We start from the raw sequence: 14,358 nt of genomic DNA on the forward strand, positions 1-14,358 counted from the left end.
ACCGGCGACCGCAAGTGCAAGATCGCGGGGGAAGGTGGGGTGGGGTTAGGTCTTTACCAGCAGGGTTGGGTGTTTTGTTAGGTAGGCGTCGGCTCGGCCGGCGCGGAGTTCGGTGAGGAACCCTCGGCCGGTCGCGGTGAGCTGCTCGCCGCGGTAGGCGCTGCCCCTGCCGACGCCCGAGCCGGGCAGGCCGACAAGCACGAACCGGTTCTCCGGCACCTTGCTGAGCGCGTACGCCAGGTCGACGATCTGGCGGCCACCAACGTAGATCAGGGTGTTTCCCAGCGCCTTGACCACCTGGTCGACGCGTTCCGGCTGCCGGGCCAGGTCCTCGGCGAGGATCTTGCGGGTCAGGGCACGGATCAGCTGCTGCTGGTGGCGTTGCCGGGCGTAGTCCCCGCCCGTCATGTAGCGCTGCCGCGCGTAGTCCAGCGCCTGCCAGCCGTTGAGGTGCCGCTCGCCCTTCTCGTAGACCATCTGTGGCCCGGTGTAGCCGCCGGGCGCGCTCTGCCGGTGCTTGCCGTCCGGCCGGCGGTGCATCGACGCGACCCGCTGGTCGACGTAGATGTCCACCCCGCCCAGCGAGTCGACCAGCCGGTCGAACCCGGTGAAGGTGAGCACCGCGCCAGCGTCGATGCGCAGCCCGGTGTAGCCGCTGACGGTGCTGCGCAGCAGCTCGTACCCCTGGGCGGTGTTCGGCTGCTTCGGCTTGCCCGGCACCCGGCTGCCGTAGCTCATGGCGTGGGTGAGCTTGGTCCGGCCGCCCGGGTAGCCGGCCTTGGGGAACGCCGGGATGTCCACCACCAGGTCGCGGGGCAGGGAGAAGAGGTACGCCTTACCCAGCCCTTTCGGAACGTGCAGCACGAGTACGGCGTCGGAGTGCGGCTCCCAGCCGGGCACGCTGACCCGGGTGTCGACCCCGACCAGCAGCAGGTTCAGCGGGCCGGTGATGTCGGCGCCCGGCGGCGGGCCGGTGGGGCTCGGGGTGGGCGTGCTGGCCGGCGACGGGCTCGGCGAACCGGCCGCCGGTGCCGCGCGCTGTGGCGTGTCGTCTCCGGCCAGCCGGTTGACGACCACCGTCCCGGCCACGACAAGCGCCACGATCGCCAGGGCGGTCAACCCGAGTAACAACCACCGTCGGCGCGGTGCCATCGATCCCAGAACCATCTCTGCTTCCTTCCCCGTATCGGAACAACGCTCCGACGGGTGCTCCGGGTTGCGGCCGGAAGGCTCCGGGTCGGTCGGCCGGAGCATGATCGCGCGAAAACTGCCGCTAGCGCGAGCGCTACTCGCGAGTAATGATGCGTGTATGCGGTATGACGTGCTCGTCATCGGATCCGGGTTCGGTGGCAGCGTCACGGCGCTCCGCCTCGCCGAAAAGGGCTACACGGTCGGCGTGCTGGAGGCCGGCCGGCGCTTCGCCGACGACGAGTTCCCGCAGACGTCCTGGCGGTTCCGCAGGTTCCTGTGGGCGCCAAAGCTGGGCTGCTACGGCATCCAGCGGCTCACCCTGCTCCGCCCGGCCGAGCGGCGCTCCGGAAACGGGGTGCTGGTGCTCTCCGGTGCCGGTGTGGGCGGCGGGTCCCTGGTCTACGCGAACACCCTCTACGAGCCGCTGCCCGCGTTCTACACCGACCCGCAGTGGCGGGACATCACCGACTGGCGCGACGAGTTGGCCCGCCACTACGACCAGGCGAAACGAATGCTCGGCGTCACCACGTACCCCGTGGACACCGGCGCGGACCGTGCCATCCGGGCGGTGGCCGAGCGGATGGGGGTGGGAGACACCTTCCACGCCACCCCGGTGGGTGTGCACATCGGGCGCCCCGGCGAGCGGGCCTCCGACCCGTACTTCGGCGGCGTCGGCCCGGAGCGCACCGGATGTCTGCACTGCGGCTCGTGCCTGACCGGCTGCCGGCACGGGGCCAAGAACACGCTCGTGAAGAACTACCTGTGGCTCGCCGAGCGGCTGGGTGTCACAGTGCACCCACTGACAACTGTGACCGCCGTCAAACCGGCCGCCGGCGGTGGGTACGACGTGCACACCGTCCGCACCGGCGCCTGGGTGCGTCACCGCCGTCAGGTGATCCACGCCGACGAGGTGGTGTTCGCCGCCGGGGCGCTGGGCACCCAACGGCTGCTGCACGCGATGAGGGACGACGGCGTGCTGCCGAAGCTCTCGCCCCGCGTCGGCGAGCTGACCCGGACCAATTCGGAGGCGATCCTGGGCGCCTCGGTGGCCCGCCACCGGGCCCGGTCCGAAGGGCTGGACTTCACCGACGGGGTGGCGATCACCAGTTCGTTCCACCCCGACCCGCAGACCCACATCGAGCCGGTCCGTTACGGGCGCGGCTCCAACGCCATGGGGCTGCTCCAGTCGTTGCTTGTCGACGGCGGCCCGCACCGGGTCCGGCGCTGGCTGGGCAGTATCGCGCGGCAGCCGAGGCTGGCCGCCCGGATGCTGTCGGTGCGCGGCTGGTCGCAGCGGACGGTCATCGCCCTGGTGATGCAGTCGGTGGACAACTCGCTTACCACCCGCTGGCGGCGGGGCGTGTTCGGCCGCAGGCTGGTCACCGGCCCCGGCCACGGAGCGCCGAACCCGACCTGGATCCCGGCTGGCAACACCGCCGCCCGGCTGCTCGCCGACGAGATCGGCGGTACGCCCGGCGGCTCGGTCACCGAGCCGTTCGACATTCCGGTGACCGCGCACATCCTGGGCGGGGCGGCGATCGGCGCCACCCCTGCCGACGGGGTGATCGACCCCTGGCACCGGGTGTACGGCCATCCAGGGCTGCACGTCGTCGACGGTGCCGCGGTCTCGGCCAACCTCGGGGTCAACCCGTCGCTGACGATCACCGCGCAGGCGGAGCGCGCGATGTCCTTCTGGCCCAACAAGGGCGACGAGGACCCCCGCCCGCCTCTCGGCACCCCGTACCGCAGGCTCCCGCCCGTACCCCCGAACAACCCGGCAGTCCCGCCAAACGCCCAAGGCGCGCTACGCCCCTAACCCCCACCCCACCCGGGAGCCCGAGCCCAAGCCCGACCGCATCGTCGATCATGGAGTTGTGGTGCCTCGCAAAAGGTGCATCTAGCCGCCATTTGCCCACCACAACTCCATGATCGACGTGGGCTGGCCCTCGGCTCGCGCGATCTTGCGGTTTTGGTCGGGCATGCGTGGCTTAGGAGGCGTTTGACCCGGGCGGCAACTGCAAGATCGTGGAGGAGAGGTGGGGGGAGACGCGGGGGTGTGGTGACTGGCGAGCCGGTGCTGGGGGTGGGGGTGACTGTCGGTAGGCTTTGTGCACATGAGCCTGCCTCGCCCTGTCCTCGTGGTGGACTTCGGAGCCCAGTACGCCCAGCTCATCGCACGCCGGGTCCGCGAGGCGAGGGTCTACTCCGAGATCGTGCCGCACTCGATGCCGGTCGCCGAGATGCTGGCGAAGAACCCCGCCGCGATCATCCTCTCCGGCGGCCCGTCCAGCGTCTACGCGCCGGACGCCCCGCAGATCGACGCCGGTATGTTCACCGCAGACGTGCCGGTCTTCGGCATCTGCTACGGCTTCCAGGCGATGGCCCAGGCGCTCGGCGGCACTGTCGCGAAGACCGGCAACCGTGAGTACGGCGGCACGCCGCTGCGCCCCCGCCTCCTCGAGCCGGGTGTGCTGCTGCGAGACCTGCCGGCCGACCTGCCGGTGTGGATGAGCCACGGCGACTGCGTAACCGAGGCCCCGGAGGGCTTCACGGTGACCGCCGAGTCGGCCGGCGCGCCGGTGGCGGCGTTCGAGGATGTGGCCGGTCGCCGGGCAGGTGTGCAGTTCCACCCGGAGGTCGGGCACACTGCCCACGGCCAGGAGATGCTCCAGCGCTTCCTGTACGACATCGCCGGCATCGAGCCGACCTGGACGCCCGAGAACATCATCGACGAGCAGGTGGCCCGGATCCGCGCCCAGGTGGGCGACAAGGAGGTCATCTGCGGCCTGTCCGGCGGCGTGGACTCCGCGGTCGCCGCCGCGCTCGTGCACAAGGCCGTCGGTGACCAGCTCACCTGCGTCTTCGTCGACCACGGCCTGCTGCGCGCGGGTGAGGCCGAGCAGGTGGAGAAGGACTACGTGGCGGCCACCGGCATCAAGCTCAAGGTGGTCGACGCGGCGGACCGGTTCCTGGGCGCGCTGGCCGGGGTGACCGACCCGGAGCAGAAGCGCAAGATCATTGGGCGGGAGTTCATCCGGGTCTTCGAGGCCGCCGCCCGCGAGATCGCCTCACACGGCGACGTGGAGTTCCTGGTCCAGGGCACCCTCTACCCGGACGTCGTCGAGTCCGGCGGCGGCACCGGCACCGCCAACATCAAGAGCCACCACAACGTCGGCGGCCTTCCGGAGGACCTGAAGTTCGCGCTTGTCGAGCCGCTGCGCACGCTCTTCAAGGACGAGGTCCGGGCGCTCGGCCTGCAACTCGGTCTGCCCGAGGCGATGGTCTGGCGGCACCCGTTCCCCGGCCCCGGCCTGGCCATCCGCATCATCGGCGCTGTTGACCAGGAGCGGCTCGACCTGCTGCGCCGCGCCGACCTGATCGCCCGTGAGGAGCTGACCGCTGCCGGGCTCGACCGGGGCGTGTGGCAGTTCCCGGTGGTGCTGCTCGCCGACGTTCGCAGCGTCGGTGTGCAGGGTGACGGGCGCAGCTACGGGCATCCCGTGGTGCTGCGCCCGGTCTCCAGCGAGGACGCCATGACCGCCGACTGGTCGCGCCTTCCCTACGAGGTGGTCGCCCGGATCTCGACCCGGATCACCAACGAGGTGGCCGAGGTCAACCGGGTGGTGCTGGACGTCACCAGCAAGCCGCCGGGCACCATCGAGTGGGAGTGAGCACCGCTCAGGCCGCCGGCGGCGGCGTGCTGGGCGGGGTCGACGGCGGCATGCTCGGCAGGGTCGTCGTCGGCGTGCTGGGCGGGTAGGGCGGCGTCGGGGCGTACCCCTGCTGGCCGCCCATCGTGGGCGGACCGTGCGGCGCGGCACCCGCCGGGTGCGGCCACGCGGGCGCGCTTGTGGGCTCCTCGGGCATCAGGAACCACATGATCGGGTACGCGAACAGCGCCAGCCCGCCGGTGAGCAGGCCGGTGACCGCGAAGATCACCCGGACCGCTGTGGGGTCGACGTTGAAGTAGCGACCGAGACCGCTGGCGACACCGGCCACCATGCGGTCGGTCGTGGGTCGCCGGAGCTGCTTGTACGGGGCGCGGGGAGGGGCGGTGTCTGTCATGCCTCCACGGTCCGCGCTGACGCCCGACCCGACCTCGGTGACCGCCCGGATCCTTACCCTGACCGACCCCTGAGTGGGGCCGCAAAGTCAGGAATCCGACTCTTTTCCGTTCCGGTAACCCGACCCGGGGAGAATTTGGTTCCGTGACCACCATGCTGGAGCCGCTTCGCAGGATCGCGGCATACGCAGTTTGTGCTGATTCAGACGGCCGAGTGTTGCTGGTCCGCGCATCGGAGCGCTCCGGCACCCCCGGCACCTGGTCGCTGCCTGGCGGGGCGGTCGACCACGGCGAGGACCCCAACCACACAGTGGTCCGCGAAACCGCAGCCGAGACCGGCCTGTCCGTCGCCGTGGCGGGCCTGGCCGACGTGCTCGCCGACATGCGGGCCCTGCCCGAGCGCGGCATCACCATCCACACCGACCGGCTGATCTACCGGGTCGGGGTGCGCGGCGGGACGCTCGCCGACCGGGCTGGCGATCGCCCCACCGACCTGGCCCGCTGGTACACCCTGGACAAGGCCCGTCGGCTGCCGCTGCGCTCGTTCACCGCACGTGCCCTGGGGCTGCCTGCGTCCTCAGCCGACGTGGTGCCCGACGAGGCACCCGAGTTCCCCTCCTTCTACGCGGTTCCCGGCCCCGACGGGCTGCACCGGGCGCAGCGCTTCGCCGCGTACGCCGTGTGCACCGACCCGGCCGGTCGGGTGCTGCTCACCCGGGTCTCCGACGGCTACCCGGGCGCCGGCTGCTGGCACCTGCCCGGTGGCGGCACCGACTACGGCGAGCAGCCCGGCGCGGCGCTGATCCGTGAACTTGTCGAGGAGACCGGCCAGACCGGTCGCCTCGTCGAGCTGCTCGGTGTGGCCAGCCACCGCGACGCCGCCTCGCTCGGCCCGGAGGGCTACCCGATCGACTGGCACGGCGTCCGCGCCTTCTACCGCGTTGTCGTCGACCAGCCCAACCCGCTGACCATCGCCGACGTGGGCGGCTCCACCTGCGAGGCCCGCTGGTTCGCCCGCGACGAGCTGGGCGCCCTCCCCACCGACCGCCTAACCGAGGTAACAGCAGAAGCGGTCCAAGCAGCCCGCCTAACCTAACCCCCGCCCCCACCTCCCCGCCCCCACCCGCCCTGCGTTGTTGATCATGAGGTTGACGGGGTGATCTGTCTGTCCCGGCCCCGCTAACCTCATGATCGATGACACTGGCGGGTGGGCGGGAAGCGCGTGGGTGGGGGCGGCAGGTGCGGGAGTTAAGACAGGTCGGGGCGTACGGAGTGCTGCGGGACGAGCACGGGCGGGTGTTGCTGGCGCGCGGGTCGGAGACCTCCCCGTGTCCGGGGGTGTGGCAGTTTCCCGGGGGTGGGGTCGAGCACGCTGAGCACCCGGCCCGGGCGGTCGAGCGCGAGTTCGCAGTGGGGACCGGGCTCGCCGTCACGGTGGGCGCGATCCGCGCGGCCGTCGCCGATGTGGCCACCTTCCCCGACGCCGACGCCGACGCCGACGCCGACGCCGACGCCGACGCCGACGCCGCCCACGCCGATGCCGCCCACGCCGACGTCAGGATGCACACCGACCGGCTGATCTTCGAGGTCGAGGCGACAGGTGGTGACCTTCGGCCGGAGCCCGCCGGTGGCACCGACGAGCTGGGTTGGTTCAGTCCCGATGAGGCGGCCCTACCGCTGATGCCGTTCACCGCCGAGATGCTCGGGCTGCCGGTGTCACCCCTGCCCGCCGGTCTTCCCCGGATGCCACCGCCCGATCCGGTCCCGAACGCCGACCGCCGCCTCCGCTTCGGGGCGTACGGGCTGGTCACCGATCCGGCGGGACGGATCCTGCTCACTCAGATCGCCACCGGCTACCCGGGGTCCGGCAAGTGGCACCTGCCCGGCGGCGGCACCGATCACGGCGAGCAGCCGACCACGGGGCTGCTCCGTGAGTTGGTCGAGGAGTGCGGTCAGTTGGGCCGGGTGGTGGAGCTGCTCGGGGTGGACAACCTGCACAACCCCGCCGCGCTCGGCCCGGAGGGCCGTCCACTGGACTGGCATGGCGTCCGGGTGATCTATCGGGTGCTCGTGGACGTACCTACCGACGCGGTGGTGACGGAATCCGCAGGCGGCTCGACTGCTCGGGCCGGCTGGTTCACCCGGGCCGAGATTGCCGGCCTGTCGTTGACAGGGGTTGCGGCGATGGCAATCGGGCAGCTCGGCCGATAGCCCTCCGCTCGACGAGCCGAGATGGTGACCCTCCGGTACAGTCAGAGGTGGGAATGATGGAGGAAACGGGCGATGAAGCCCGGGATGGGAATAAGACAGCGATTCGTGCGGTTTAAGCCTACAAGTACCGCCGGCAGCTATCGCCAAGCCACATTCCCCTATGCGATGGTGTACTCCGCAGAACGGCTGCCGGGCCCACGCAAGGTCCGGCACTAGATGACCGGACACCCGCCCCCACGGCGGTAAGCCGATCCGGTGATGGAGGAAACGTGCCGAGAGCCCCATGGCGCCGGCGTCGTACGACTGACAGTCCGCGCCCCGCCGGGCGTCGCTGGGCGGGCCGGTTGCGCCGCAGCAGCACGTTCGCCCGCCAGGTGCTTCTGGTTCGCGTGGGCCGCCGCGACGGCGACCTGCGCCCCACCGACCTCGCGCTGCCCGAGCACCGGTACGCAGAGCGGCAGCGTCGCCGCTACGGCCTGGACCGGCTCAACCGGCAGTCGCTTACCGCCAGCCGGGCGGAGATCGAGGCGGTGACGCCGGTCAGCCCGGCGCTGCCGCCCAGCGCGTACGCCGACGAGGCGTCGTCCAGCACGATCCCGCTGCTCCCTGGGGAGCGCACTGTCGCCCGCCGGATGAAGTTCGCACTGGTCAACGCCTGCACGCTTGCCAGCCTGATGCTCGGCATGCTGGCGATCTTCCTTGCCATGCAGGGTCAGGTGCAGATCGCCGCGCTCTGCCTGATCGCCTGCGTCGCCTTCGACGGTCTCGACGGCGCACTGGCTCGCCGGCTCGGCGTGGCCAGCCCGTTCGGCGCTCAGATGGACTCGCTTGCCGACATGTGCTCGTTCGGCCTCGCGGCACCCGTGGTGGTCTACGCGTCGCTCGCCGGCTCCGTTCCGACGGCTGCGGCCGCGGTGGCCTGCGCCCTGGTCGCAGCCTGTGCCGCGATCCGGCTGGCCCGCTTCAACGTCTCGCCGAAGGACGGCCGGTTCTTCTCCGGCGTCCCCACCACGATGGCGGCGGCGGTGCTTGCCGTGACCGTGGCGATCGGCGTGCCGGTGCCCGGCCCCGTGCTTGTCGCCGGGGTGGCGCTGCTCGCCTTCGCGATGGTGTCCAGCTTCCCGTACGCCAAGCTCGCCCGCCTGGTGAAGCTGCCGCCGTGGCTGTGGCTTGCCCCGGTGGTCGGCGCGCTTGTCGACGTCCAGCTCACGTTCGTCCTGATCGTGGTGGGTTACCTGGTCAGCGGGCCGGTGCTCTGGCTGCGCCAGCGTCGCACCGCCTGACCCGAGCACCCGAAACCTCCGAGCACACGAAACGGGGCGCCGCTGACAAGCGGCGCCCCGTCTCGCTCGTCGTGGGTCAGCGCCAGCGGGCGATGACAGTGGAGCCGCCGACGACCTTGTCGCCGGGCCCCACCAGCGGCTCGGCGGCGTCGGCCGGCAGGTAGACGTCGGTCCGCGAGCCGAACCGGATGAGCCCGAAGCGCTCGCCCTTGGCCAGCAGCGCGCCGATCGGCGCGCGCTGCACGATCCGCCGGGCGATCAGGCCGGTCCGCTGCGCGACCACCACCGTGCCGTGGCTGGTGTCCAACACCGTGTACGCGGCGACGTTGTGCTCGGCATCCGGCTTCATGGCGTTGACGAAACCGCCGTCGGCCACGAAGTAGTCGACCACCTTGCCGGCGACCGGAGACCGGTTGACGTGCACGTCAAGCACCGACAGGAACACCGCGACGCGCAGCCACTCGGCGTCGCCGAAACGCTCGTCGTGCAGGCGCTGCACCGACAGGACCTTGCCGTCCGCGCTTGCCACCACGGCGTTCGGATCCTCGGGTACGTCCCGCTCCGGGTCGCGGAAGAACGCGGCGACCGGCCCGGCGGCCAGTGCCGGCAGCAGCCACAGCTTGGAGGACGGCCGCGCCACCCGGGCCAGTGCGGCCAGGCCCAGCGTGATGCCCGCCGCCGCCACCCCGTTGGAGTCGATGTGCATGCCTCGGACCAGCGGCACGCTCGACGGCCGGTACGCCGGAGCCAACCGGTCCGCCGCAGCGGGAGCAGCCGTGGTGAAACGCAGCCGGTAGACGCGCACCGGAGGCACGTTGCGCACCACGAGGTCGGCGCCGACGCCGTAGAGGGCGTCCTGCCTGGCCAGCTCGGCAGCGGCGCCGGTGGTCCGGCCCGGTGTCGCCGGGGTGGCGACGCTGAGCACCGCGCCGTCGGTCAGGTGCTTGGCCAGCCCGTCGATGGCGCTGCGGGTCTCCTCGGCGGTGCCGGTGAACGCCTCACCGGCGATGACCACCGCTGCGGCCTCCGCCTCGGGCAGCGAGTCGACCACGCGTACCCGGTCGGCGACCCAGCGGCCCTGGGCGGTGACGTGCTCGCGGAGCGCGGTGGCGTCGGACGTCTCGGCGGGGACCACTGTGAGCCGGTCACCGGGGAGCAGCGCCTCGATGGCCGCGGCCAGCACCGCGGACTCCGGGCTCGCGCCGACCAGCAGGGCGGCCTTGGGGTCGTTCATCCGGGCCAGCTCGGCCACGAGCGTACGGGCGGCTCGCTCGCCGATGCGGACCGGACCGGACCGGCCGGTGGTACGCACGGCGGGGGACTGCGTCATGTCGGGCGGGCTCCTGACGGGGGTAGAGACGGGAATCGCGGCGGGGCCGTCACGGCGGGACGGGCCGGCCGGCGGAGGCGAGATCTCTCCAGCGGCCAGCATATGCGCCTGCGCGCGCCGACCGCACTGCCGTGGTGGTGCGGCAGTGCGGTCGGCGGCGACACCATGGTCACGATTTCGGCTGCGGGCCCTTCCGCTCGTCTGCCGGGTCGACGTCGGGCTGCCGGAGGTCGACCCGGGTCGGCCCGTCGGCCCCGGCCCCGACACCAGCACCGGCCCCGGCCTCGGGTGGACCGGAGACCGGCGCGCCCGCCGCCTCCGTCGGTGGCTCTGCCTCCGTCGACGGTTCCGCCGTCTCAGCCGCTGGTTCCGGTTCGGCGGGCGGATGGGCCAGCCAAGCGGGGTGGATCACGTCCGCCGTCGACGGTTGCGGGGTCGATGCCTGTGGCGTCCGCAGTTCGGCGGTCGGCGTCTCCGGCGTCGATAGTGGCGGAGGTGCGCCCCAGGTCGGTGCCTCCGGCGCCGGTCGTGACGGGGGAGCGTCCCAGGTCGGCGCTTCCGGTGCCGGTGACGGCGAGGGAGTGTCCCAGGTCGGCGCCGAGCCGAAGGCCAGGGTCGGTGCCCCGGAGGTCGGTGCCCCGGGCTCGGCACCGACAGTGTTCGGTGCGGCGTCGTCCGGCGCCGGACGGCCTGGTTGGCCGGAGCGCAGCGCGCCGACCAGTCCGAAAACGCCGATCAGGATCAGCGCGCCGGCCAGGAACCAGCCCACCGGCGGCAGGACGAGCCCGAGCAGCTGGGCGAGCAGCCACCAGGCCGAGAGGGCGAGGAAGAGCAGCCCGAAGGCGAACGAGATCAGATCAGTGCGGTGAGCCTTCACCGGGTCACCTCCAGGTTGCCGGCGTTGACATGGATGTACAGGCGCAGTGTTCCGCCGCCGGCGCCGTCCGCACCGAGGTCGGTGGACTCCCGCAGTTCGCCGTCAAGCCCGCCGGAGCGCTTGCCGAAGATGATGGCGTCGCCCGCGTTGACGTCTGCCACCGTCGTCACGTCCACGTTCGGGGGAACGACAACTGTCGCGTGACCGAAGTTGACCTGCACGGTCACCTGGCTCTCCTGCTTCGTGAAGTCGATCCCCCGCAGGTCGAGCACTGCGTCGCCGAAGCTGTTCTCGTACCGGTCGGCGAGGTCGCGGTGATCGGTTGGTGCCCAGGTGACCGCGCCGTCGACGCCGCGGATCCGGTCGTAGGACTCGGCGACCGTCGCCGTCCCCAGCGCGGCTGCGGTCACCAGACCGAGCGCGATCAGCCAGCGGGCCCGGCCGAACCAGGTGCCGACCAGCAGCCCCAGCCCCACCGTTGCCAGCGCGGCCGCGAAGTACGCCGACGCGCCGAAGGTGAAGACGTCCAGCAGGTCGAGCAGACCGACCAGACCGAGGGCCAGGAAGATCAACGAGAAGGTGACCGCGCCGAGCGGCGAACGCTCCCGGGGCCGCTTCGGCGGCTTCGGTGGTTTGGGCGGGGGGGACGCGGCCGGAGTCGCCGAGGCGTACGGGCCGTGCGGCGCGAACGGGGGACGGTAGCCGCCCGGTGTCGCCGCGCTCCGGTGACCGGTTGGCGCGCCGGTCACCGGAGCCGACGGCCAGCTGGCGCTGCGCGTGCCGGTGGTCGGCGTGCCCGTGCTGGGCCAAGTGGACGTGCCCGTGCTGGGCCAGGTCGGCGCGGGAGCCGACAAGCCCGCCGGCGAAGGAGCCGTCGAGTCGGCAGGCGCCCCGGTCACCGGCTGCCCGGATACCGGCTGTTCGGTCGTCGGCTGCTCGTACACCGACTGCTCGGTCACCGGCTGCTCGGTCACCGGCTGGCCGGTCGCCGGCTGCGCGGTCGCGGGCTGCGCGGCGGTCGAGGGTTGTGCCGCGTAGGCGGGGGCGGTCGGTGGTGCGGTCGTGGTGGCGTACGCCGGGTCACCGCCGGACAGCGGTGCCGTAGCGAGCGGGCCGGCGGGCGGTGCCGCACCGTGCGCCGGTGCCGGCCAGGCGACCGGTGGGACCGGCCCGGGTGGCGTGCCGGCCGGGCCGGGCGGGGTGCCAACCGGAGTTCCGGGCTGTGGCCCCCGGCCGTCCCGGTTGAGCAGCAGGGCGCCGCCGATCAGGATGGCAACGCCGAGCAGCACCGCGCGGAAGGCGTCCGTGACGATGTAGCCGAAGCTTGCCGCGACCAGGATGCTCAGCACGATGACTGTCACCGGCGACATGCTGGAACGGCCGCGGCCCAGCATGGATTCCACCGGGGACGCCGTGTCGCCCTCGTTCGGGATGATCAGCCAGGCGGCGACGTACACGAGGATGCCGATGCCGCCGAAGAAGCCGAGGACTGCCAGCAGTACCCGCCAGAGCACCGGATCGGTGTTTGTGGCCCGTCCGATCGCCGCACAGACGCCGGCCAGGTAGCGGCCGTCGCGGGGCCTGACCAGCCCGTACCGCGAGGTGAAGCCGTTGCCCCCCAGCGGGCCGACCGACGGTCCCCCCGGCCCGGGTGGCGGCGTGCCGGCGCCACCGCCCGCTCCGTACCCGGGTCCGTATCCCGTGCCCGCCGCGAACCCGGCAGCGGGCCCGGAGCCGGTCGCGCCCGGCTGGAAGCCGCCACCGGGGTGTTGGCCCGTGCCCGGCTGGGAACCGGCGGATTCATACGTGCCGGACGGGGCGCTCGGTGTCGGTCCGCCGGTCGGGCCGGCGCTGGTGGGCGGGCCGAACGTGGTGGGCTCGGTCCAGCCGGCGGGTGTCGTGGCTGGTGCGGGCGGTGCTGAACCGCCCGGCGGTGACGACCCGGGGCGGGGCGACGGGGCAGCTTCCTCGGTCATAGGTCGATCCTGCTGCCCACTGCGCCCGAGCGACCTCAGGACCCGACCCTGACCCCACCCTGAGATCCGGGCCTCCGGAATGTCGGGGGGCTCCCCGTGGTCGTGGGACGCCGCAGCGTGTGACGATCGGACGCACCGACCTCGCCCATCCACCACACCGTGACCAGGGAGCCTCCGATCAGCACCGTGACCACGCCACCGCGCCTCTACCGCGCACCCGAGCATCGGATGGCCGCCGGGGTCGCTGCGGGCATCGCCGACCACCTCGGCATCTCGGTGCTGCGCGTGCGGGTCGCCTTCATGGTGCTGCTCGGGCTGAGCGGGCTCGGCCTGCTGCTCTACGCGGCGTTCTGGGCGGTGGTGCCGCTGCGGCCCGGTGACACCGCCGTGCCACCTCGACGCGACGTGGGGCAGCTTCTGCCGTTCGTCGGGATCGGGCTCGGCGTCCTGCTGATCCAGGTGATGGTCTTCGACTCGGTGGGGGCGGCAGGCACCGCAGGCTGGCTGGTGGCGATCATCGCGGTCGGCGCGGGGGTCATCTGGCACCAGTCCGCGCCCGAGCGGCGGCGGCAGTGGGGCGACACGATGGCGGTGCCCTGGCTCGGTGCGGTCGTGGAGGAGAGTGACCGGCGGGCCTTCGTCCTCCGGTTCATCGGCGGCGGGATCCTGGTCGCGGTCGGCATCATCGGCGTCGCCGCCGTCTACTCGCCGGCGCAGAACTTCGACGCGGTGATCAACGGCGTGATCTTCGCGCTGGTGGGGCTGGCCGGCGTCGGTGTGGTCGCCGCGCCGGTGCTGTGGCGCACGTACAGCCAGCTCCGTTCGGAACGGGAGGGCCGCATCCGCGAGCAGGAGCGGGCCGAGCTGGCGGCGATGGTGCACGACCAGGTGCTGCACACGCTGGCCCTGATCCAGCGCAACGCCAGTGACGTCAAGACGGTGCAGCGGCTGGCCCGCGGGCAGGAGCGCTCGCTGCGTAACTGGCTCTACAAGCCCACCGCGTCGCCGAACGAGCGCTTCGCCGCCGCCCTGGAGCAGGCCGCCGCCGAGGTCGAGGACACCTTCGCCATCACCGTGGAGGCGGTGGTGGTGGGGGACCGGGAGACCGACGAGCGGGTCGGCGCGCTCGTCGCCGCCGCGCGGGAGGCACTGGTGAACGCCGCACGGCACGCCGGCGTGCAGACCGTGTCGCTCTACGCCGAGGTGGAGCCCGACCAGGTAAGCGTCTTCGTCCGGGACCGAGGTGCGGGCTTCGACCCGGATACCGTGGAGGACCACCGGCACGGCGTACGCGGCTCGATCATCGGGCGGATGAAGCGGCACGGCGGACGGGCCGAAATACGGTCCGGTCCGGGGGAGGGGACCGAGGTCCGGTTGATCCTGCCGATCTCCCGGGACTCGTCCGCAGCGGAGAGGAACAAATGACC

10 protein-coding genes and 1 pseudogene are annotated in these 14,358 nt (G+C 72.3%); 6 read left to right on the forward strand and 5 right to left on the reverse strand.

From position 1 onward, the window contains the following. Nucleotides 1–45: 45 nt before the first annotated feature. Entirely contained in the window at nt 46–1,167 is a 1,122-nt protein-coding gene (locus ACPXB1_RS04665; RefSeq protein ID WP_355590653.1) for an LCP family protein, read from the reverse strand. 142 nt (nt 1,168–1,309) lie between these two features. On the opposite strand from ACPXB1_RS04665, the gene ACPXB1_RS04670 reads away from it, so the two are divergent. Together ACPXB1_RS04670 and guaA are read left to right on the forward strand one after the other, a co-directional pair. Continuing rightward, a complete protein-coding gene (locus ACPXB1_RS04670; protein ID WP_355590656.1) occupies nt 1,310–3,007 on the forward strand; it encodes a GMC family oxidoreductase in 1,698 nt (565 codons plus the stop codon). A gap of 298 nt (nt 3,008–3,305) precedes the next feature. After that, on the forward strand, nt 3,306–4,862 hold the full coding sequence (gene guaA, locus ACPXB1_RS04675; RefSeq protein WP_355590659.1) for a glutamine-hydrolyzing GMP synthase: 1,557 nt from the start codon (nt 3,306–3,308) through the stop codon (nt 4,860–4,862). A gap of 7 nt (nt 4,863–4,869) precedes the next feature. Here guaA and ACPXB1_RS04680 read toward each other — a convergent pair whose 3' ends face one another. Then, a complete protein-coding gene (locus ACPXB1_RS04680; protein ID WP_355590662.1) occupies nt 4,870–5,256 on the reverse strand; it encodes a PspC domain-containing protein in 387 nt (128 codons plus the stop codon). A 143-nt stretch (nt 5,257–5,399) separates the two neighbouring features. Here ACPXB1_RS04680 and ACPXB1_RS04685 point away from each other — a divergent pair, with 143 nt between their 5' ends. The 3 genes from ACPXB1_RS04685 (at nt 5,400) to ACPXB1_RS04695 (ending at nt 8,748) form a co-directional block, all read left to right on the forward strand. Further along, a complete protein-coding gene (locus ACPXB1_RS04685) occupies nt 5,400–6,350 on the forward strand; it encodes an NUDIX hydrolase (RefSeq protein WP_355629001.1) in 951 nt (316 codons plus the stop codon). A gap of 98 nt (nt 6,351–6,448) precedes the next feature. Further along, on the forward strand, nt 6,449–7,465 hold the full coding sequence (locus tag ACPXB1_RS04690; protein ID WP_425734837.1) for an NUDIX hydrolase: 1,017 nt from the start codon (nt 6,449–6,451) through the stop codon (nt 7,463–7,465). Between the two features lie 344 nt (nt 7,466–7,809). Further along, nucleotides 7,810–8,748 (forward strand): CDP-alcohol phosphatidyltransferase family protein, encoded by a 939-nt coding sequence (locus ACPXB1_RS04695; RefSeq protein ID WP_355591375.1) that lies wholly within the window; start codon nt 7,810–7,812, stop codon nt 8,746–8,748. 76 nt (nt 8,749–8,824) lie between these two features. Here ACPXB1_RS04695 and ACPXB1_RS04700 read toward each other — a convergent pair whose 3' ends face one another. The 3 genes and pseudogenes from ACPXB1_RS04700 to ACPXB1_RS04710 form a co-directional block, all read right to left on the reverse strand. Then, nucleotides 8,825–10,078: a phosphatidylserine decarboxylase gene (locus ACPXB1_RS04700; protein WP_355590668.1), complete on the reverse strand. Its 1,254-nt coding sequence runs from the start codon at nt 10,076–10,078 to the stop codon at nt 8,825–8,827. Nucleotides 10,079–10,715: 637 nt separating this feature from the next. Next, nucleotides 10,716–10,955 (reverse strand): annotated as a pseudogene (locus ACPXB1_RS04705) (hypothetical protein); the annotation flags it as partial. Then, the gene (locus tag ACPXB1_RS04710; protein ID WP_355628998.1) at nt 10,952–12,931 is read right to left on the reverse strand and encodes a PspC domain-containing protein; all 1,980 of its coding nucleotides are present in this window, start codon (nt 12,929–12,931) and stop codon (nt 10,952–10,954) included. The gene ACPXB1_RS04710 and the pseudogene ACPXB1_RS04705, both read right to left, overlap by 4 nt. 159 nt (nt 12,932–13,090) lie before the next feature. Between ACPXB1_RS04710 and ACPXB1_RS04715 the strand changes: the two genes are divergently transcribed. Next, the gene (locus ACPXB1_RS04715) at nt 13,091–14,356 is read left to right on the forward strand and encodes a PspC domain-containing protein (RefSeq protein WP_355590674.1); all 1,266 of its coding nucleotides are present in this window, start codon (nt 13,091–13,093) and stop codon (nt 14,354–14,356) included. Nucleotides 14,357–14,358 lie beyond the last annotated feature (2 nt).

This window comes from Micromonospora sp. DT68 (assembly GCF_049847245.1).
GTDB classification, from domain to species: domain Bacteria; phylum Actinomycetota; class Actinomycetes; order Mycobacteriales; family Micromonosporaceae; genus Micromonospora; species Micromonospora profundi.

What these genes read in the sequence shown, in the direction of transcription:
- ACPXB1_RS04665 (WP_355590653.1), bottom strand. Translation starts at nt 1,167, where the DNA reads ATGGTTCTGGGATCGATGGCACCGCGCCGACGGTGGTTGTTACTCGGG.
- ACPXB1_RS04670 (WP_355590656.1), top strand. Translation starts at nt 1,310, where the DNA reads ATGCGGTATGACGTGCTCGTCATCGGATCCGGGTTCGGTGGCAGCGTC.
- guaA (WP_355590659.1), top strand. Translation starts at nt 3,306, where the DNA reads ATGAGCCTGCCTCGCCCTGTCCTCGTGGTGGACTTCGGAGCCCAGTAC.
- ACPXB1_RS04680 (WP_355590662.1), bottom strand. Translation starts at nt 5,256, where the DNA reads ATGACAGACACCGCCCCTCCCCGCGCCCCGTACAAGCAGCTCCGGCGA.
- ACPXB1_RS04690 (WP_425734837.1), top strand. Translation starts at nt 6,449, where the DNA reads ATGACACTGGCGGGTGGGCGGGAAGCGCGTGGGTGGGGGCGGCAGGTG.
- ACPXB1_RS04700 (WP_355590668.1), bottom strand. Translation starts at nt 10,078, where the DNA reads ATGACGCAGTCCCCCGCCGTGCGTACCACCGGCCGGTCCGGTCCGGTC.
- ACPXB1_RS04710 (WP_355628998.1), bottom strand. Translation starts at nt 12,931, where the DNA reads ATGACCGAGGAAGCTGCCCCGTCGCCCCGCCCCGGGTCGTCACCGCCG.